21 protein-coding genes are annotated in these 20,485 nt (G+C 45.6%); 20 read left to right on the top strand and 1 reads right to left on the bottom strand.

Annotated features, from left to right (window positions below; all coding sequences use genetic code 11):
- Positions 1–48 precede the first annotated feature (48 nt).
- From IC230_RS17400 to IC230_RS17305, 20 genes are all read left to right on the top strand, one after another.
- Positions 49–3,162, top strand: a complete 3,114-nt coding sequence (locus IC230_RS17400; protein ID WP_191040317.1) for a TAT-variant-translocated molybdopterin oxidoreductase — start codon at positions 49–51, stop codon at positions 3,160–3,162.
- Positions 3,163–3,267: 105 nt separating this feature from the next.
- Entirely contained in the window at positions 3,268–4,698 is a 1,431-nt protein-coding gene (gene nrfD, locus IC230_RS17395; RefSeq protein ID WP_191040316.1) for an NrfD/PsrC family molybdoenzyme membrane anchor subunit, read from the top strand.
- 81 nt (positions 4,699–4,779) lie between these two features.
- The gene (locus IC230_RS17390; protein ID WP_191040315.1) at positions 4,780–5,313 is read left to right on the top strand and encodes a DUF3341 domain-containing protein; all 534 of its coding nucleotides are present in this window, start codon (positions 4,780–4,782) and stop codon (positions 5,311–5,313) included.
- Positions 5,314–5,327: 14 nt separating this feature from the next.
- Positions 5,328–5,933 carry a c-type cytochrome gene (locus IC230_RS17385; protein ID WP_191040314.1) on the top strand — a complete coding sequence of 202 codons (606 nt, stop codon included), beginning with the start codon at positions 5,328–5,330 and terminating at the stop codon, positions 5,931–5,933.
- A 72-nt stretch (positions 5,934–6,005) separates the two neighbouring features.
- Complete coding sequence (locus tag IC230_RS17380) at positions 6,006–7,316, top strand: quinol:cytochrome C oxidoreductase (RefSeq protein WP_191040313.1); 1,311 nt, start codon at positions 6,006–6,008, stop codon at positions 7,314–7,316.
- Between the two features lie 18 nt (positions 7,317–7,334).
- Positions 7,335–8,453: a cytochrome c oxidase subunit II gene (locus tag IC230_RS17375; RefSeq protein WP_191040312.1), complete on the top strand. Its 1,119-nt coding sequence runs from the start codon at positions 7,335–7,337 to the stop codon at positions 8,451–8,453.
- Positions 8,454–8,482: 29 nt separating this feature from the next.
- On the top strand, positions 8,483–10,366 hold the full coding sequence (locus tag IC230_RS17370) for a cytochrome c oxidase subunit I (RefSeq protein WP_191040311.1): 1,884 nt from the start codon (positions 8,483–8,485) through the stop codon (positions 10,364–10,366).
- Entirely contained in the window at positions 10,341–11,360 is a 1,020-nt protein-coding gene (locus IC230_RS17365; protein WP_191040310.1) for a COX15/CtaA family protein, read from the top strand. The genes IC230_RS17370 and IC230_RS17365 overlap by 26 nt, the downstream gene beginning before the upstream one ends.
- A gap of 2 nt (positions 11,361–11,362) precedes the next feature.
- Positions 11,363–12,241, top strand: coding sequence for a heme o synthase (gene cyoE / locus IC230_RS17360; RefSeq protein ID WP_191040309.1), 879 nt, complete (start codon positions 11,363–11,365; stop codon positions 12,239–12,241).
- Between the two features lie 9 nt (positions 12,242–12,250).
- The gene (locus IC230_RS17355) at positions 12,251–12,841 is read left to right on the top strand and encodes a cytochrome c oxidase subunit 3 (RefSeq protein WP_191040308.1); all 591 of its coding nucleotides are present in this window, start codon (positions 12,251–12,253) and stop codon (positions 12,839–12,841) included.
- A gap of 15 nt (positions 12,842–12,856) precedes the next feature.
- Positions 12,857–13,654, top strand: coding sequence for a cytochrome c oxidase subunit 3 (locus IC230_RS17350; protein ID WP_191040307.1), 798 nt, complete (start codon positions 12,857–12,859; stop codon positions 13,652–13,654).
- 11 nt (positions 13,655–13,665) lie between these two features.
- Positions 13,666–13,989, top strand: coding sequence for a cytochrome C oxidase subunit IV family protein (locus tag IC230_RS17345; protein ID WP_191040306.1), 324 nt, complete (start codon positions 13,666–13,668; stop codon positions 13,987–13,989).
- 1 nt (position 13,990) lies between these two features.
- Positions 13,991–14,701: an SCO family protein gene (locus tag IC230_RS17340; RefSeq protein WP_191040305.1), complete on the top strand. Its 711-nt coding sequence runs from the start codon at positions 13,991–13,993 to the stop codon at positions 14,699–14,701.
- A 10-nt stretch (positions 14,702–14,711) separates the two neighbouring features.
- Entirely contained in the window at positions 14,712–15,254 is a 543-nt protein-coding gene (locus IC230_RS17335; protein WP_191040304.1) for a DUF420 domain-containing protein, read from the top strand.
- Between the two features lie 12 nt (positions 15,255–15,266).
- Positions 15,267–15,548, top strand: coding sequence for a hypothetical protein (locus IC230_RS17330; RefSeq protein WP_191040303.1), 282 nt, complete (start codon positions 15,267–15,269; stop codon positions 15,546–15,548).
- A 52-nt stretch (positions 15,549–15,600) separates the two neighbouring features.
- Entirely contained in the window at positions 15,601–15,870 is a 270-nt protein-coding gene (locus tag IC230_RS17325) for a DUF983 domain-containing protein (protein ID WP_262893168.1), read from the top strand.
- A gap of 90 nt (positions 15,871–15,960) precedes the next feature.
- Positions 15,961–16,575 carry an RNA polymerase sigma factor gene (locus tag IC230_RS17320; protein ID WP_191040301.1) on the top strand — a complete coding sequence of 205 codons (615 nt, stop codon included), beginning with the start codon at positions 15,961–15,963 and terminating at the stop codon, positions 16,573–16,575.
- Positions 16,544–17,488 (top strand): hypothetical protein, encoded by a 945-nt coding sequence (locus IC230_RS17315; RefSeq protein ID WP_191040300.1) that lies wholly within the window; start codon positions 16,544–16,546, stop codon positions 17,486–17,488. Before IC230_RS17320 ends, IC230_RS17315 begins: the two co-directional genes overlap by 32 nt.
- Positions 17,485–18,507: an outer membrane beta-barrel protein gene (locus IC230_RS17310; RefSeq protein WP_191040299.1), complete on the top strand. Its 1,023-nt coding sequence runs from the start codon at positions 17,485–17,487 to the stop codon at positions 18,505–18,507. The genes IC230_RS17315 and IC230_RS17310 overlap by 4 nt, the downstream gene beginning before the upstream one ends.
- Positions 18,508–18,510: 3 nt before the next feature.
- Complete coding sequence (locus IC230_RS17305; RefSeq protein WP_191040298.1) at positions 18,511–19,335, top strand: NAD(P)H-binding protein; 825 nt, start codon at positions 18,511–18,513, stop codon at positions 19,333–19,335.
- On the opposite strand, the gene IC230_RS17300 is transcribed toward IC230_RS17305, so the two are convergent.
- Positions 19,330–20,475, bottom strand: a complete 1,146-nt coding sequence (locus IC230_RS17300; RefSeq protein ID WP_191040297.1) for a glycosyltransferase family protein — start codon at positions 20,473–20,475, stop codon at positions 19,330–19,332. The genes IC230_RS17305 and IC230_RS17300 overlap by 6 nt on opposite strands.
- Positions 20,476–20,485 lie beyond the last annotated feature (10 nt).

Below are 20,485 nucleotides of genomic sequence, written 5' to 3'. Positions count from 1 at the left end.
TTAATCTTCTACATTAATCATTTTAACCACTGCTGCATAAAAACACGCATGGAAAATACATCTAAACGGTATTGGAAAGGGGTTGAAGAGTTACGTAATGATGCTACGTTCGTGAAGAACGCAAATAGCGAATTTGCTAACCCAGACCTAAGCGAATCATCAGACGATCTGGAAGGTCTGCTCGGTGGTTCAAACACCCAACGCCGTGACTTCCTTAAAGTAATGGGCTTTGGTATGGCCGCTGTATCGCTGGCTGCTTGCGAAACACCCGTTCATAAAGCCATCCCCTATATTAATAAACCGGAATTTACGTTTCCATCGATATCGGATTACTACGCTTCTACTTTCAGCGAAGGAGGAGATTATGCCGCTATTCTGGTTGAAACCCGTGAAGGTCGGCCTATTAAAATTGAAGGTAACCCAACGTCGAGCGTATCGAAAGGTGGTACAACCCCTCGAGTTCAGGCGTCTCTTCTATCCTTATACGATATTGATAAACTGAAAGGCCCGCAACGGGGTGGCTCGTCCATTGAATGGGCAGTTGCTGACCGCGAAATTAGTAGTCAACTAAATTCGGTAGCTGGTAGAGGTGGGGCGATTCGGATCATTACATCAACGATTCTTAGCCCGGCAACCAAAGCTGTTATTGCTGATTTCGTTGCTAAATACCCGACTACCCGACACATTACGTATGATGCTAATTCTGTCTTTGGCATTGTACAGGCGAACCAGGCATCATTTGGTAAAGCCGTTATTCCATCGTATGATTTCAGTAAAGCACAGACAATTGTTAGCGTTGGTGCTGATTTCTTGGGTAGCTGGATAGCGCCTATCGAATACATGGGTCCTTATGCACAGGGCCGGAAAATCGGTGCCATAGGCGGTGGTAAGAAAACCATGTCTCGGCACTATCAATTCGAGACTGGCCTGTCAATGACGGGGGCAAATGCTGATTATCGCACTGCCATCAAACCATCGCAGGAAGGCTTGGTTGTAGCAGCTCTGTATAATAAAGTAGCCGCTAAATTAGGTGGGACTGCAATCGGTACACCATCAGTTACGGTTGCCAATTTGGATAAGGCGGCTACTGATCTTGCTAACGCACGTGGAAAAGCATTAGTTGTTTCGGGTTCAAATGATCCAAACGTACAGATTGTTGTTAATGCACTCAATAATCTACTTGGTAGCTACGGAACAACGATAGATATTAACACGCCTGTCAATTACCGTCAGGGTAATGACCAGCAGATGAATGCCTTTATCAACGAGGCTAAAGCGGGGCAGATTGGGGCGGCTTTGTTCTTTGCTTCTAATCCGGTATACGATCACCCACGCGGGGCCGAACTTGCTGAGGCTTTGCCAAGAATTGCCTTGTCTGTATCATTCGCCGATCGGGCTGATGAAACGGCTTCTCTATCGAAATATATCACCCCAGCTCCTCACTTTCTGGAGTCCTGGAATGACGCTGAGCCTAAGCAGGGTTATTACAGCTTAATGCAACCCGCTATTACGCTCATTTTCAAGACTCGTCAGTTCCAGTCGAGTCTGTTGACCTGGGCTGGCAAGCCGAGTGACTATCAGACGTATTTGAAAAATTACTGGCGTACAACCCATTTTCCTCAGGCAACAGGCTTCAGTTCTTTTGATGCATTCTGGGTAAAGTGTTTGAACGACGGTGTGTTTGAACCGAATGCGGCTCCGGCTGTTGCAGGTGGTGCAACCTTTGCTGGAAACGTAGCACAGGCTGCGGCTGGTATTGCACAACGCTATAAACCAACAACAGGTATGGAGTTGGCGCTGTACGAGAAGAATGCTATTGGTACGGGAGCGATGGCGAATAACCCCTGGTTACAGGAGTTACCTGATCCTGTTTCGAAAGCTTGCTGGGATAACTACGCAGCTATCTCTCAGAAAACTGCGGGTGATATGAAACTTGCCCAGAATGATCTGGTAACGGTTTCTGTTAATGGCAAGTCAATCGAATTACCCGTACTTATTCAGCCCGGACAGGCGGACAACACCGTATCGGTTGCTATCGGTTATGGTCGTGAGAAAGCAGGTAAATCGGCAAACGGTGTTGGAAAGAATGCATACCCATTTGCTACAATAACGGGTGGTTATGCTACGTATTCCGCTTTTGACGCTAAAGTAGAAAAAGCCAGTGGAACGCATGAAATAGCGCAAACGCAAACGCACGATACCGTAATGGGTCGTAAAGCTGTGTTGCAGGAGTCTATTTTAGCTCAATACCAGAAGAGTCCTAAAGCGGGTCGGTACGAACCCAAAGTTCAGACTTCAAAAGGAGCAACTGATCCAACCGATATTACGCTCTGGAATGGTTACGGTAAGCCGAACCACTCATGGGGAATGGTCATTGACCTGAACTCCTGTATCGGTTGCGGAACCTGCGTTGTGGCCTGTAATGCCGAGAATAATATTCAAGTTGTTGGCCGTAAAGAGGTAATCAGACGGCGTGAAATGCACTGGATGCGGATTGACCGGTATTATAGTAGTGATGGCGAGGCTGAAAACTACTCAGCTTTGGAAGTTGCTTCCGCTAATCCCGAGGTAACATTCCAACCGATGCTTTGCCAACATTGTAGCAATGCGCCTTGCGAAACGGTTTGCCCGGTTCTGGCAACAACTCACAGCACCGAGGGGTTGAATCAGATGACGTATAACCGTTGTATCGGCACACGTTATTGCGCAAACAACTGCCCTTACAAAGTCCGTCGCTTTAACTGGTTTAAGTATTTTGATAATGATAATTTCGATTATCATTTCAACAATGACCTTGGGAAAATGGTCATTAACCCAGACGTAACGGTTCGGTCACGGGGTGTAATTGAAAAATGCTCATTCTGCGTTCAGCGTATTCAGGAAAGCAAACTCACCGCCAAGAAAGAGCGTCGTCGATTAGGGGCTGATGAAGTACAAACTGCCTGTGCGCAGTCTTGCCCAACAACGGCAATTGTTTTCGGTGATATGAATAACCCAGAGAGCACAATTTCTAAAGTGCTTGCTGTTGAACTGGAAGGCCGCGCATTCCACGTACTGGAAGAGATCAACGTGAGACCGCAAATCTCATATTTGACCAAGATTCGTAACAAAGACGAAGAACCAAAAAATAAGGAAACTGAGCGTCAGGAAGCTCATGCATAAATTAAGTACGAGTTAATATAGTTAATGTTTGATTTGTAGTAACAATCAGACGTACAATTTGTAACTCGTATAGTATAAACCATACATCGTAAATCAGTAAGATATATGTCGCATGTTACATCAGCTGTAAGACCTCCTCTGGTCACCGGTGGCAAAACCTATGCCGACGTGACGGAGGATATCAGCAAACAGGTTGAAGGCAGTCCAACCCGGGAGTGGACTATCGCTTTCACCATTGCGGTGGTTGTGCTCCTATACGGTACCGCCTGTCTATTCTGGACGTGGTGGGAAGGTTTAGGTGTCTGGGGCCTTAATAAAACCGTTGGGTGGGCCTGGGATATCACCAACTTCGTATGGTGGGTAGGTATCGGTCACGCTGGTACACTGATTTCGGCTATTCTCCTGTTGTTCCGGCAGAAATGGCGGACTGCCGTTAACCGGGCTGCTGAAGCTATGACGATTTTCGCCGTTATATGCGCGGCAAGCTTCATCATGATGCACGCAGGCCGTCCCTGGGTTGCTTACTGGTGCTTACCATTACCAAATACGTTAGGATCACTTTGGGTGAACTTTAAGTCTCCGCTGGTCTGGGACGTATTCGCCATCAGTACGTATTTCACAGTATCGCTGGTTTTCTGGTACATGGGTCTTATCCCCGATTTAGCCACAATCCGCGACCGGGCACGTAGCAAAGTATCTCGTTATATCTATGGTGCTTTCTCGTTAGGCTGGAATGGTTCTGCAAAAACGTGGGCTCGTTATGAATACATGAGCTTAATTCTGGCTGGTTTGTCGACACCCCTTGTACTCTCTGTACACACGATTGTAAGTATGGACTTTGCTACGTCGGTAATTCCCGGATGGCACACCACTATTTTCCCTCCTTACTTCGTTGCAGGAGCTATCTTTTCCGGATTTGCCATGGTGCAAAACCTGGTTTTGATTATCCGTGTCGTTTTCAAGCTAGAAGATTACATTACAGTAGAGCACATCGAATCAATGAACAAAGTCATTACGTTGACAGGTTCGATTGTGGGTGTTGCCTATCTGACAGAGTTCTTCATTGCTTGGTATTCGGGAGTTGAATTCGAAGCATATGCTTTCATTAATCGGGCAACTGGTCCCTATTGGTGGGCTTATTGGGCGATGATGACCTGTAACGTAATTACGCCACAGCTGTTCTGGTCGCGGGCTATTCGCCGGAGCGTTGTTTGGACATTCGTTTTATCAGTTATCGTAAACATCGGGATGTGGTTTGAGCGCTTTGTAATCATTGTGACTTCATTACACCGTGATTACCTGCCATCAAGCTGGGCCATGTTCCACCCAACCCTGTTTGACATCAGCGATTATATTTTCTCGTTCGGCCTCTTCTTCACGTTGTTCCTGCTGTTCTCGAAATTCCTGCCGGTAGTCAACATGGCTGAAGTGAAAACGATCATTAAGTCGTCATCTGAGAAACTGCCGATTTCGGTATCAGGTGTTGCCAAGGGTGAGCGTGTTGCTAACCCAACTTTTAATAAAGACGTAGAATAGAAATAGATAAACGTCTCACATTCTGAATCTCAGTCGAATTAACGCTTTCGATTCAGAATCTGAGATAGACAAACAAGAGGTATGTCAGACGTCCACGGTAATAGTAAATTTTTAGTAGGCATTTTCGATGATGATGATGTTGTACTGAAAGCTGTCAGAGAAGTAAAGAAATCCGGTGTTCGGATTCACGAAGTCTACTCACCATTCCCGATTCACGGACTGGACGTAGCACTTGGCCACCCGCGCAGTCGTCTGGGGATAGCCGCATTTATGTTTGCCTTATCGGGTACGCTTACGGCTCTGGCACTTACTTTCTACACAGAAGGTTTTGATTGGCCTATGATTGTGGGTGGTAAGGATTCATATTCACCAGTGATCTACGTACCGGTTATTTTTGAGTTAACCGTTCTTTTTTGTGCATTAGGTATGGTTGGTACGTTCATCGTATCGAATGGATTAGGACCAACCGTAAAGCCGTTAATGTACGATCTCAGAACCACCGATAACAAATTTGCGATGGCCATTGATCTGAGCAAAAACAATATTGGTGAAACGGATATTGAGCAGATCCTGAAGAGATCAGGTGCTGCTGAAGTAAATGTTAAGCAGTTCTAATGTCCAGAATGGGAATGATTACTAAGCATAAGAGCGTAACAGCATTAGCTATTGTTGGATTACTATTTGCGGGTACATCCTGTAAAAAAGACCATGACAACACGGGTGTTGAATATGCTCCTCAGATGTACGATGCAGTAGGCTACGAACCGTATCGGCAAATTCGGGCTAACACCATAAACCCGCAGGGGTTGAACATGCGTCTTCCGGCTCGCGGCACCGTTGCTCGTCCTAATTACCACACAACATTCGGTACGGGCGCGAACGCTACAACGGATCTAATGATGTACAATATTCCGGCGGATAGCATAGGAATAGCCGAGCGTGTACTGACGAACCCAATTCCAGACTCAGAAAAAGCGCAGGCTGAAGGGCAGTTATTGTACACTCGGTATTGCAGTCATTGCCATGGCGCAGCCGGTAAAGGTGATGGACCAGTAGCAAAAGAATATAAAGGCGTACCGAATTATTCATCAGATGCCTATAAGACAATGAATGACGGACATATTTTTCACGTCATTACACACGGTAAAGGACGTATGTGGCCACATGGTTCGCAGATTACGCCGGAAGATCGCTGGAAGATTGTTCAATATGTGCACAAGCTTCAGCAAGGATAGTTTTAACGATAGATAATAGTCATTCAACAACTAAGCTCTACCGTATTCTAATTAATTGACAACCAAATAAGAATGGCATCGGCTCACGCAATACCGTCCTTAGACGAAGAATTTGAATTTACCGCAGAAGCCAAACGTCGACTGCTAATTGGCATCGGAGCCGGAGTCGCGCTGGTAGCAATAGGCGCTTATCTGCTGGCATCTGGTGCTGGCTCACATGAAGCGCACGGAGCGGCTCACGCTGCTGGTGCTCATGAAGCACACGGGGGCGGACACCATGAGTATAAGTGGACAAACCGTCTGTGGGCTAACATCTGGTTAAATGCCGTTTACTTTACTGGCGCGTCCGTTATTGGCATGTTTTTCATGTCTTATAATTATTTAGCACAAGCTGGCTGGTCAGTTGCATTCAAGCGTATCCCCGAGGCAATGCCTGCTTATCTGCCATTTATGGGTATTGTTATGCTGGCTACGTTCTTCATTGCTGGTCATGACCTTTTTCACTGGACTCATCCAGGACTGTATGATAAAGCCAGTCCAGAATTTGATCCGATTATCAACGGCAAAAAAGGATTCTTAAATACACCTTTTTACGTAGGTCGGATCGTAGCTTATTTTGGCCTTTGGTATTTCTTATGGCAGAGACTACGTGCTTTTTCATTGCAGGAGGATCTTTACGGTGGTACGTCATATTATGAAAAGAGTGTAAAGTTCGGGACTGCTTTTCTTCTGGTTTTTGGGGTAACCTCATCAACTTCTGCCTGGGACTTTGTGATGTCCATCGACACACACTGGTTTAGCACGATGTTTGGCTGGTATACGCTGGCAAGCTGGCACGTAACGGGTCTGGCGATCATCACGCTTACAGTTGTTACGTTGAAAGAACGGGGCTATATGCAGTGGGTCAACGAAAGCCATCTGCATGACCTTGGTAAGTTTATGTTCGCTTTCACAATTTTCTGGACATACGTGTGGTTTGCCCAGTTTATGTTGATTTACTACGCCAACTTACCCGAAGAAACCATTTATTACCGAGAGCGTTTCAGCGGTTACGGAGGTATTTACAAAGCGCCCTTCTTTATAAACATTTTCCTAAACTTTGTTTTTCCATTCCTCGTTCTAATGACACGGGATGCGAAACGGACATACATTATTTTGAAAGTGGCAGCATGGGGTATTATCATTGGTCACTACTTTGACTTCTATAATAATATCATGCCAGGAACGGTTGGTGAGCACGCTGGTTTTGGACCGATGGAATTCGGTATGATTTTGATTTTCGCTTGTGGCTTTGCGTGGTCGCTGTATTCACAGCTAACGAAAGCAAATTTGGTTCCAAAGAATCACCCAATGCTGGAGGAAACTTTGCATCACGACATTTAATCAATAACCCGCACAAAAATGGTTTATATAATCGCTTTATTATCGGTAGTTTTTCTGGGATTGGCTGCTGTCGTCGTTTCCCGGATGGCTGCCGTTGTGAAGAACACCAATGGTCCTGTTGAAGAAGGACGTATTGGTATGAGTAATCGCATTAATGGTGCGTTATTCATGATTTTCTTTGTAGTTGCCTTAATCGGTGCCGTATGGTCATTTCTCTACGCTAAGCAATTCTTTCTGCCAGAAGCAGCATCACCACACGGACGTCGGACGGACTTTCTGTTCTGGTTGTCAATGGGCATTATTACCGTTGCCTTTGTTGTTACGAATGCTTTGCTGTTCATTTTTGCGTGGTTGTATCAGCATAAAGAAGGACGTAGAGCCGCTTACTATCCTGAGAACCACAAACTGGAATTGATCTGGACGGTTATTCCGGCCGTTGTGATGGCCGTAATGGTATTTACAGGCTGGAGAGCGTGGCGTGATATTATGGCTGAAGCACCGGAAAACGCACAGGTATTTGAAATTGTTGGTAAACAGTTCAACTGGATTGCACGCTACCCAGGTGTTGATAACAACAAACTTGGTTCGTTCAATTATAAGTTGATCGACAACAACAACGACACGGGTATTGACTACACAGACGAAGCATCGTTTGATGACTTTACCTCGACCTCGGAACTTCACATTCCTGTCAATAAGCCAATTCTGCTGAAAATTCGTGCTCGGGACGTATTACATAGTGTATTTATTCCTCATCTACGGGTGAAAATGGATGCCGTTCCTGGGATGCCAACACGCTTTCAATTCACTGCCGATAAAACGACAGATGAAATGCGTAACATCACAGGTAATCCAAATTTCGGGTACGAAATCGCTTGTACAGAAGTTTGTGGTCAAGGCCACTTCTCTATGCGGATACGTTTAATTGTTGAAGATGAAGCGTCATGGCTGGCTTGGTGCAGAGAGCAAAAGCCTTTGCTTACCTCAACTCCTGAGTTGGCATCACGTATCCCAGCGAATTTAAAAGCTAAAGCAGCTAAATATTTGCCAGCAGACGCCCCGGCGGCTCCTGCTGACAGTACAACAGCATCAACTACACAAGGTGGAGTATCCGTAGCGAGCGCCACACTTCGTTAACTTATTAACCTTACAAGAACCCAAATACGATGGCGACTGTATCAGCAAACTCGGCAACCGTGGCACATGCAGCAGAGCATGACCATCATGAGCCGCAAAGTTTTTGGCGGACATACATTTTCTCCGAAGATCATAAAACGATTGCTAAACAGTATCTGATATCAGGTATTATTTGGTCGATTATTGGTATTAGCTTGTCCGTGATGTTCCGGCTTCAACTAGGATTTCCTAATATGAAACTGGACTTCCTGCGCCCCATTCTTGGCAGCTGGATTAACGAAACAGGCAAACTTGACCCTGACTTCTACCTTGCATTAGTCACCATGCACGGAACAATCATGGTGTTCTTTGTACTAACAGCTGGACTAAGTGGTACGTTCTCGAACTTCCTGATTCCATTACAGGTTGGCGCACGGGATATGGCTTCGGGCTTCTTAAATATGTTGTCCTACTGGTTCTTCTTTCTGGCCAGTATGATCATGTTAGGATCGTTGTTTATTGAAACAGGTCCTGCTTCAGGTGGCTGGGTAATCTACCCACCATTAAGTGCATTGCCACAAGCGCATAAAGGCTCAGAATTGGGTATGACACTGTGGTTAATCAGTATGGCGTTGTTTATTGTATCGCAATTGCTAGGCGGTATCAATTACATTACTACGGTAATCAACCTGCGTACTCGTGGAATGTCCTTCAGCAAATTACCGCTGACGATTTGGGCGTTCTTTTTAACAGCTGTTCTTGGTCTGATTTCATTCCCAGTATTGTTATCAGCTGCGTTGCTGCTCATTTTCGACCGTAGCTTTGGAACCAGCTTCTACCTATCTGAGATCTACATCAAAGGGGAAGCGTTACCAAACGTTGGTGGTAGTCCGATTCTGTTCCAACACTTGTTCTGGTTCTTAGGTCACCCTGAAGTATATATTGTACTGCTACCTGCACTGGGTATGACCTCAGAGATTATTGCGACGAATTCACGTAAGCCTATCTTCGGCTATCGTGCCATGATCGCATCTATGATGGGTATTGCCTTCCTGGCGTTCATTGTCTGGGCTCACCATATGTTCGTAACGGGTATGAATCCGTTCCTGGGTTCGATCTTTATGTTCCTGACGCTAATTATTGCTGTTCCATCGGCGGTAAAAGCGTTCAACTACATTACTACGTTATGGCGTGGCAATATCCGGTTTACACCAGCGATGTTGTTCTCGATCGGTCTGGTATCGTTCTTTATCTCGGGTGGACTAACGGGTCTGATCTTAGGTAACTCGGCTTTAGATATTCAGCTGCACGACACATATTTCGTAGTAGCCCACTTTCACTTAGTGATGGGAGCTGCGTCAGCGTTTGGTCTGTTAGCGGGTGTTTACCACTGGTTCCCCAAAATGTTCGGCCGAATGATGAACGAAAAGCTGGGTTATGTTCACTTCTGGCTAACATTCATTGGGATTTACCTTGTATTCTTCCCGATGCACTACGTTGGTATTGCCGGTTTCCCCCGTCGCTATTACGCTTTTACCAGCTACGATTTCACGAAGAATATCTTCGCCGACATGAATGCCTTTATTAGCTTGGCGGCCATTTTTACCTTCACCGCTCAGTGGGTATTCATTTATAACTTCGTTCATAGCCTGATCAAAGGCCGGAAGGCTACTCAGAATCCGTGGAAGTCGAACACGCTGGAGTGGACAACGCCAATCAATCCAGGGCATGGTAACTGGCCAGGTGAAATTCCTGCCGTTTATCGTTGGCCTTATGATTACAGCAAGCCAGGTGCTAAGGATGACTTTATCCCTCAAAACGTGCCTTATTCGCAAACACCTGAGTCCAATCTGCCGCACGAAAACGAGTTGATTGGTTTGGAAAAAGAAATCGAGGCACAAAACCTGAATGACCAGTTCAAGCAGCCTCACTGATAAACAAGAACAGCGATTCCGGAGTCTGGCGTTTCTGACAGTAATTATTATTTACCTGTTGATTTTAGCAGGTGGTATTGTCAGAGGCACCGGCTCCGGAATGGGCTGTCCTGACTGGCCGAAGTGTTTTGGTCGCTGGATTCCCCCAACCGAAATTTCCCAGTTACCAACTAATTATCAGGGGATATACGGCGCTAAGCTGAAGGGCGAAGTTGAGTTCAATGCTGTAAAAACCTGGATAGAATACGTCAATAGGTTATTAGGCGTCTTATCTGGTTTCTTCGTTTTTGGTACGTTGCTGGCTTCGCTTTCCTATCTCCGCAAAGATAAAACGGTGTTTTTCGGAAGCTTGGCTGCCTTCTTGTTGATCGGAGTTAATGGTTGGCTTGGCTCACGAGTAGTGGCTACAGAATTAGCGCAGTACGTAATAACATTGCATTTATTACTAGCTATAGTTGTTGTCTTCGCGCTGTTATTTGTAATGGTACGTTCAAACGCACCGCATTTGCAGATAAAGTCAATTCCTGAGAAGACCAAGTCAGTACGCTGGTTATTACTGATGGTAATGGTACTGACATTGGGACAAATAATTCTTGGAACTCAGGTACGTGAAGCACTTGATGCTGTTGTCAAGCGATTAGGTTACGAACAACGCGAGAATTGGATTGGTAATTTGGATATGAGTTTTTACATCCACCGATCCTTCTCACTAGTTGTATTGGCCTTTCATCTGGCTGTTATCTATCAGCTGAGAAAACTTCCGGCAATTAGCTGGTTACCAACTATTTCAAACGCACTCATTACGTTTGTCATTATTGAAATTGGTACGGGTGTAATTATGGCTTATTTTAGTGTTCCAGCCATAGCGCAACCCATTCATTTACTTTTAGCAATAATAATGATTGGCTTACAGTTTGTAGCCTGGTTATTGGTAAATCCGGTTACGATCATTGCTAAAGGATATAAGCAAGACTCTCGGTTAGTAGGCGTATAAATATGGAAAAGACAATTGCCGTAGCAGCACTCAACGTAAAAGCGAAAGCCTATATTGAATTATTAAAATTGAAGCTTACGCTGGCGGTTGTATTCTCCGGTGTGTTTGGATATTGCCTCGCCATTGATCATATCAGTTGGTGGAAAGTGGCGATTTTAGTGATCGCTTCGATTTGCATGACGGGTGCAGCCAATATTATCAATCAGATTATTGAAAAGGATTCCGACAAAGTGATGAAGCGTACCGCTGTCCGCCCATTACCAACGGGACGCCTGACGGTTCAGGAAGCAGCGGTATTTGCCTTTATTCTGTTTAGCGTAGCCTCTGTTCTGTACGTTGAGTTTTTCAATATTCGCGCAGCTGGCTTAGCAGTTCTGTCATTACTGTTGTATGGGTTTGTTTATACACCCCTGAAATGTAAAGGGCAGATTGCCGTATTTGTTGGTGCCTTACCGGGGGCTTTTCCTCCGATGATCGGTTGGGTAGCCGCTACAAATCATTTTGGCTGGGCACCGGGTATTTTGTTCGCCATTCAATTTTTTTGGCAGTTTCCTCACTTTTGGGCAATTGGCTGGTTAGCTTTTGACGAATACAAAAAAGCAGGGATTCAGATGATGCCCGGTACTGGTAAAACAACCGATACGGCCTTCAGAATCATGATTTACACGCTTTTTCTGATTCCTGTCGGTTGGTTGCCTTACATGCTCGGTATGACTGGAATTAATTCGGCGTTAGTTGCTACGATTGGCGGAATCTTGTTTCTGGCGCAGACGTTTCATTTAATGAGAACCTGTACAGACAAGGCAGCGCTTCAGATGATGTTCGGTTCATTGCTGTATTTGCCGGTTGTACAGATTGTTTATCTGTTAGACAAAGTGTAACAACAAATCATGAGTGAGTTAGTAAACGACATTTCGATTGTAGAGGAGCCAGAAGAAACGCTCTCAATGAATCCACGGAAGTTTATTCTGTGGTTGTTCATTGTTAGCATCATCATGCTGTTTGCAGCTATGACCAGCGCGTATTTGGTACGTAGAGCGGAGGGGAACTGGCTGGAATACGACATTCCATCGATCTTTAGCTATAGTTCGGTGGTCCTGATTGTTAGTAGTCTGACGATGCACTGGGCTTATCTGGCTGCAAAAAAAGACAATTTTGGCAGTCTGAAAATAGCGATAACTATTACTTTTGTACTCGGAGCGATTTTCCTGTACATGCAGTTCCAGGGTTGGATAGAGTTAGTCAATGAAAATGTATTTTTTGTTGGCAATCCAGCCGGATCATTTATGTATATTTTCACGGGATTACATGGATTCCATTTAATTTCCGGTATAATCGTGCTGCTGGTTGCGTTGATAGCGGCTTTTCGACTGAAGATTCATGCGACGAGTCTGAATCAAATAGAAATTGCGGCTACGTACTGGCATTTTTTAGACATTTTGTGGTTGTATTTGTTTTTCTTTTTAGTCTATTTTCATTGATAATCTTTTAGACGCATGGCGGCTACTGTAACACACGATACCCTGACGACCGACTCTGATCAAGTGTTCGACAAGAAGACATGGATGGGGGGTGTTGAACCAATGAAGGTGAGCTACGGCAAGCTGATGATGTGGTTCTTCCTGATTTCTGACACCTTTACGTTCTCGGCATTGCTGGTTACGTACGGTTTGATTCGGTATAGCTACCCAGCCTGGGACCCGGCTGTTTTCGGTGAAGTATTTAAATTCTCGAACCTGTACTGGCCGTCTCCTGAACACGTCTACAATTCTGTTCCGTTCTTGCATGGAGTCAATTTGCCGCTGATTTTCGTCGGTATCATGACGTTTATCCTAATTTTCAGTAGCGTAACGATGGTATTGGCCGTTGAAGCTGGCCACCGGATGGATCAGGCAGATGTTGAAAAATACATGCTCTGGACCATCTTAGGCGGTATCGCCTTTTTGGGGAGCCAGGCCTGGGAATGGTCTCACTTTATTCATGGTACAGAAACCGGTACGACAATTAATGAACTGGTAAACGGACAGACCATACAACGTACCATCTTTGGTGCTAATCTGGTGGAAAACCAATATGGTCCACCAGCGTTCGCTGACTTATTTTTCTTCATTACGGGTTTCCACGGAACACACGTATTTAGCGGTGTTGTACTGAATGTCCTGATTTTTTATCGGGCGGCCACAGGATTGTACGCACGCCGTGGTCATTACGAAATGGTTGAGAAAGTTGGTCTTTACTGGCACTTTGTCGACTTGGTCTGGGTATTTGTCTTTACATTCTTCTATCTGGTATAATTACCTCTTATATGTCTGATCACACACACGGAACCCATGAGGTTGGCGAAATACCACCCGCAAACACAGGTACCATTTGGCGCACATTCTGGATTTTGTTAGGCATTACCGTCGTTGAATTTACGCTTGCCTATTTGATGAAAGCTGGAGGACTCAGAACGTCATTCTTTATTATCATGACGTTGGTGAAAGCTTTCTACATCGTTGGCGAGTTCATGCACTTGAAGCACGAAGTAAAAAGCCTGATCTGGGCAATTGTCATACCTATCGTTTTCATTATCTGGTTGTTGACCGCACTGCTTATGGAAGGCGGGTCGATTTTTGAATTACGTTAATATGACGGCCACTCGAAAAGCCGGGATTCTGCTCGCTACGCTGCTGGTCCCGGCTTTGCTGTATCTATTCCTCAGATTTGGGACGCAAAACCACTACGTCCTACCTCGATATTTGCCCAAAATCGACTCGGCAAAAGGTGAACCGCTGATGGGCATCGTTACGTTGCCAGACGGTCAGAAAGTAACCGATACGCTCTACAATCATATTCCGCCATTTAAACTGATTGATCAGGATGGCACAACGGTCGACCAGTCGATTGTAAAAAACAAGATTTACGTCGCGAGCTTCTTCTTCACCCGTTGCGGAACGGTTTGCCCCCGAATCTCATCGCAGCTTACCCGAGTCCAGGATATCTTCCGTGATAACCCAAGTATCGTTTTTCTATCGCATAGCGTTGATCCGGAACACGACCGTCCGGCGCAACTGAAAGCCTACGCCGAGAAATACGAAGCCATCCCCGGCAAGTGGTATTTTCTAACGGGAAGCAAAACCGATATTTATGATTTAGCCATGCACGGTTATTATTTACCAACCGTTGACGCTGGGGTGAAGGAAGGCAAGCCCGACGAAACTTTTATCCATAGCGAAAAGTTGGTATTAGTAGATAAACAGGGGATTGTCAGAGGCTTTTATGATGGCACTGACAAGGAACAGGTAGACCGTTTGGTACTCGAAATCCGCGTGTTACTGGACATCTACAGTAAAGAATAATTCACTACGTATGGAAACAATACAACCCGTTCAGGAGCAGAAAGCTAACCGGGTTATAAATATCCTGGCCTTAGCGATTCCAGTTGCAGTAGCTGTCTTGTTGGGCATTCGTCAGAAAGTTGATTTAGGCAACTGGACAACGTATCTGCCCCATATCAATGGTGTAATTAATTCTATTACGGCAGTGTTATTGTTGTTGGGACTGTACTTCATCAAGCAGAAAAATGTAGAAGCGCACAAACGGACTATGTTAACAGCTTTTGCGTTTGGTTCTCTGTTTCTGGTCAGTTACGTCCTGTATCACTTGACAAATGAGTCAACATCATTTGGGGGACAAGGCTGGGTACGTCCAGTTTATTATTTTTTGCTGGTATCGCATATTGTTTTGTCAGTTGTCGTAGTGTGGTTTGTGTTAAGAGCTGTTTATTACGCCCTAAGTGGACAGATTGCCCGGCACAAACAAACGGTGAAATATGCATTCCCAATTTGGCTGTACGTTAGCATTACGGGAGTAATCGTTTATCTGATGATTAAGCCCTATTACCTTCATTAATCTGGAAGAGACATGAGAAGTTGGAAAGTGTGGTTAATAGTGCTTGTTTTCCTGGCCGTTACGCCCGACTTAATGGCTCAGTGCGCTATGTGCCGTGGAACGGTGGAAAGTACGGTTAGCAATGGACGTAGCACGGTGGCCTCTGAACTGAATTTTGGTATTCTTTATTTATTAATGGCCCCTTATCTGATAGTCGCGTCAATTGGCTATTTATGGTATCGAAATAGCAAGCGCGAACATGGAAGACGTCTCGAGATTGCAGGCCGCGTTAAGCGGGCTATGTCCCAGATGTAGACAAGGCAAGATTTTTAAAAAGCCGTTCTACTCTCCCCGGGGATTCGATGATATGTATGAGTTTTGCCCGCATTGTGGCTTACGTTACGAAGTTGAACCAGGGTATTTTATTGGGGCTATGTATGTTAGTTACGCCATTTCAGGTGGTGTAGCTTTAGTTTTAGGCTTTCTCCTTTTTTATTTTGGTGGAGATCCTGAAGGCTGGGTTTATGCCGCCGTTGTTGCCCCGGTTATGATTGTAATTGCGCCGATTAACTTTCGAATATCACGAGTCATCTGGCTACACTACGTAGCAGGAATCAAATACGTAAAAGGGCTTTAACAGCCCTTTTTTTATGGCCGAAAAAAAATAACGTGATCCATGCAACCCGCGCCCCACTATCTTGCATCTTGCTGGTGAACCTAAACGAACATGCTTCGACTTATACCGTTTTTTACGACTGAAGCGCAGTTAATTACTGCCTTGAAGCGGGGCGAAAGCCGCGCTCACAAGGTCGTTTATGAACGGTTTGCCGGTAAAATGATGGCCGTTTGCACTCGTTACTGCGCTAATCGGGCCGATGCTGAAGAAGTGATGCTCGATGGTTTTATGCGCGTATTCGAAAAAATAGAGCAGTTTCGGGAAGATGGTAGTTTCGAAGGGTGGGTACGCCGGGTGATGGTGACTGAATCGCTGATGTTTCTCAGAAAATCGAAACAATGGCGGCAGGAAGTACCTCTTGAGGACGTAACGGTCGAGCCGGATTATGAATGGGCCGATACGTCGTTGAATGAAAATGATTTACTACGTATCGTGAATCAATTGCCAGACGGTTATCGTACTGTCTTTAACCTATACGCCATTGAAGGCTATGCCCACGCCGAAATTGCCGAGATGTTAGGTATATCGGAAGGTACGTCGAAGTCGCAGTTAAGCCGGGCACGGCTGCTGCTGCAAACGAACCTAAAAAAATTAGAACAGGAAACGGGACAACGTACCGGACAGACTGAATCTTATGAAAAAACATACCGAAAAACAGCCAATTGACAATCTGTTTGCCAGAAAGCTGAGCAATATGTCGTTACCGCCCAACGCCGATGGTTTTGAGCGGTTACAGGCGCGTATGGGCCAGAATAAGCCGGAGGCTCGGATCGTATTCTGGCGGAATCCAGTCGTGCAACGATACATGGCCGCAGCTGCCTGTCTTGTCTTGCTGTGCTCTTTGGGCTGGCTCTACTGGCCATCAGGCGCACCGGTAGCTTCAAACGAGTCGCAGGTAGCGGTTAATCAGAACGTGCCGGTACGTCCGGAAAAAGCTGTAGTGAAGCAGTCTAATCCATCTGCTAGTACGTTAACGCCAGCGACAGGAATCGCTCCGTCGTCTAAGTTGACGATTGATCAGCAACAACTGGCTAAGGTTGAAAAAGCCTCTGGTCGTACTACAGGTAAGGTTCGCTCATCTGCTCAACCCGTCAATGAAAAGAACGTGATTCCTCAAGCGGAGATGTCGGTACGTAGTGAATCTGTTTTAGCTCAGACGGCGCCTACTGAACATAAAGCCAAACCCGAATCAGCAGCAGCGTCTACAACACCTAACAACGTAGCACCTGTTAGCCAACCGACTCTGGAACAAGTGACGGTAGCTGATAACAAACCAGTCGTTAAATCGAATCCACCTGCTGAACGGGTATTGGTTGTAACGATTGAAGAGCCCGCTGCTTTAGTGGCTGCCCGACAGGCGGCAAAAACTGCCGTTGATGAGAAATCAATGGTGGCTGCTACTGACAAACCTGAAAAAGAAACTAAAGAAGGTGGCTTGTGGAAGCAGGTGAAGCGCTTTAAGCAGGGCGAATTATTTGCGCGTGGCGACAATGCGAACAACGATGACCGCGGTTTACTAAGCCGGGCGTATGACGGGCTAAAACATAGCCTGGATAAAGACAAACCAGCGAAGCAATGAAAACTATAGCACGTATCGTCGCCCTGATTGTTGGTCTGGCGACAACGACAGCCATTCAGGCTAAACCTGTGAGCCCAACTGATTCTTTAGTGATTCGATTTGCCAATCGTACCCGTTTGGTAATCTATGCACCCGATAAAGCTGGCATTCAAGCGCTATCGAATTACGATTTGAATAAAATTGTTCGGGAAATGGGCATGAAATTAGATTCAGTTGCTGGCGGGCAAACGGCTATTTCACAGGGTGGGGACCGTTTTCTGAAAGATACGGTTCTGGTTGTAACAAAAAAGAAAGATGGTGTTACGATCGTAATTAATGATAAAGGGGATACCACACAAACCCTATCACGGCGACGGGATCAGGGTGATCGGGACTATGATCGGGCCAGACGCCAGAAGCGAGACCGGGATCGAGGGAGTATTGATTACGGAATAAGCTTTGGTCTGAACAACTTCGTTCAGCAGAGTTCAAACCCTGCTTATCCTGAAGATAATTACGATCTGCGGCCGATAGGATCGCGCTACTTTGCGCTATCGGTGGGGGCAATGCCAACCATCAGTCGGGGGAAGTACGCATCGCTGAAATTGTATTATGGTGTCGAAGTAGCCTGGAATAACTTTATGTTCGAGGGAAATAACGTAGCAGAAAAAACGCCCGCCGGTGTAGCGTTCCCGGACGCTGGCCGGGAGCTGCAGAAAAGTAAACTGACCGTTTGTACCATTGGTATTCCCGTAGTTCCCCGTGTTACGTTCTATAATACCGAAGGACGTAAGATATGTCACATTGGCCTTGGCGGATACGTTAATTACCGGTTGGATAGCTATCGGAAAATAAAAGAAGCCGATGGAGGGACGGATCGACGACATTCAGATTATTACCTCAATAATTATCGCTACGGGTTAATGGCGCACTTAGGGCTCCGCAGTATCGATTTTTTTGTAAAATATGACCTCAAGCCTCTTTTCCAGACAGACAAAGGCCCTGATGTGCGAACGCTTTCGTTTGGGATTGGTTTCTAAATTATGACCAATCAAACGATATCGATTATAGGCTGCGGCTGGTTGGGTACGCCTTTAGCGGAACGACTTTTATCAGAAGGATTTCAAGTAAAAGGTAGCACTACGTCAGTCGAGAAGGCAATTATTCTGAAGTCGAGGGGAATAGAAGCTTATCAACTCCAGCTTAATCCCGAACCAACCAGTGATTTGACTGTCTTATTGGAAGCTGATACGCTTGTTGTCAATATTCCACCGAAAGCCGGAAAAGTAGGTGATGCGTTTCATCCAAAGCAAATTCAGCATTTAACGGATGCGCTACGTTCCTCTCCAGTAAAGCATGTTATCTACGTTAGTTCTACGTCTGTTTACCCTGAACTAAACCGGATTGTTATTGAGGAGGATGTAACAAAACCAGAGCAATCAGCCGCGCCGGCCTTCGTTCAGGCAGAACAGTTTGTGCAAAGCCTCGCGCCCCAGCGAATAGTAACCGTATTACGCTCTGGGGGATTGATGGGATACGATCGTATACCGGGAAAATACGTTGCCGGCCGAACCGTAGATACTGGTGCCGTGCCAGTCAATTACATTCATCGCGACGATGCTGTCAATATTCTGGTGGCTATTATTCAGCAAAAACCAACTGGCACATTCAATGTTGTCGCGCCTGAGCATCCCACGCGGGAAGCTATCTACCGAAAAAGTTGTGCAGATTTTGGCTATGAATTACCAATACTCGTTACGCCAACAGAATCTATTCCTTACAAGGTTATAAGCCCAGAGAAATTAATTCAGACCATACACTACAGCTTTCGTTATCCTGATCCGTTGCAGTTTTTGTACGAATTATGAGCGTAGCAACTGACGCACGCGCGTCTGGAAGAATCCACCAGAGGATTTTCGTCTGGATGTACTAGCCCGGTTCAATGCACCTAGAAATAAGAAATACCCTTGCGCATGCCAAGCTCTAAAGCGCTCGCTTATCTGGGTATTATGTTCAGGAATGTATGCTAATAGCTGATCGAGATCGAAACGGTCTGAAGCTACGCCAACGCCTGATCGTTGCCCGTCTATCGCATTACAAGCCTGCTCGTAATGGTTGGGCTGAGGAATCATCAAAGCAGGTTTGCCCAGATAAGCCGCTTCACAAACCGATTCAAAACCAGCAGTTGTGACAATGGCCTTGCATCGAGCCATAAACTCTAAAAAGCGTTTTCCATCGATGGCATGGTAGGTCAGGGTTTCATCAACAATTTCGTCAGGCAAGCTCGTACCTGCATGAAAGCCATCCATCCGAACATCCGGATATTGGTGATGCGCCTTTAGAATTTCGCTTTTGAGGCCGGGCTGCGTAACGTATGCCAGCAAAAAATCGTCATCAGTCGGCTTCAATGCCGTTACTTCCTGACGTAGCAATGGCGGTACGATTCGCAGTCGATGACGAGGTTCGTCAGCCTGTTTATCAAATGAGAGGGCTAACAGTTCCTGTGCACCAAAACACGTCAATCGTGTATTCAATTTGAAAGCCTGACGATAGAGCCACTGGTCTTTTGGGCATTGGAAATTTTTATGAAAGACCATATACTGATGCGCAATGCAAATCATTGGCGCTGACGGACGTAGTAAGGCGTATGTCAATCCGCCAAGCATTTCGTAAAAATTAACAACCACATCAGGTCGCTGCGTTTCAATAATATGATGTACCTGTTTCAGGCTTTTCCAAAGTGGTCTTATATTCCGAACTGCCTGTAGTGTTGTTTTGGTTGGTTCAAGCGAATTATTTCCTGCATTATAAACAAGGCCAGGACTAAAAATGGGCTTGATTGGCGCTGTGAAGGCTTCACTAAAAAAAGCAGGCACAGTCCGTTCAGCTGTTACGCCGACGACTGCACCAATGACCTCATGACCAGCCATTTGTAGAATCTGTGCCAGTGATAATGCTTGAGTTAAATGCCCACGACCTTCACCCTGTATTAAGAATAAAATGCGCATAATTTCAAAA

Source organism: Spirosoma validum, assembly GCF_014699035.1.
Lineage (GTDB): Bacteria > Bacteroidota > Bacteroidia > Cytophagales > Spirosomataceae > Spirosoma > Spirosoma validum.
The sequence above is the reverse complement of the archived record's forward strand: the minus strand, read 5'-3'. Positions and strand labels throughout refer to the sequence as shown.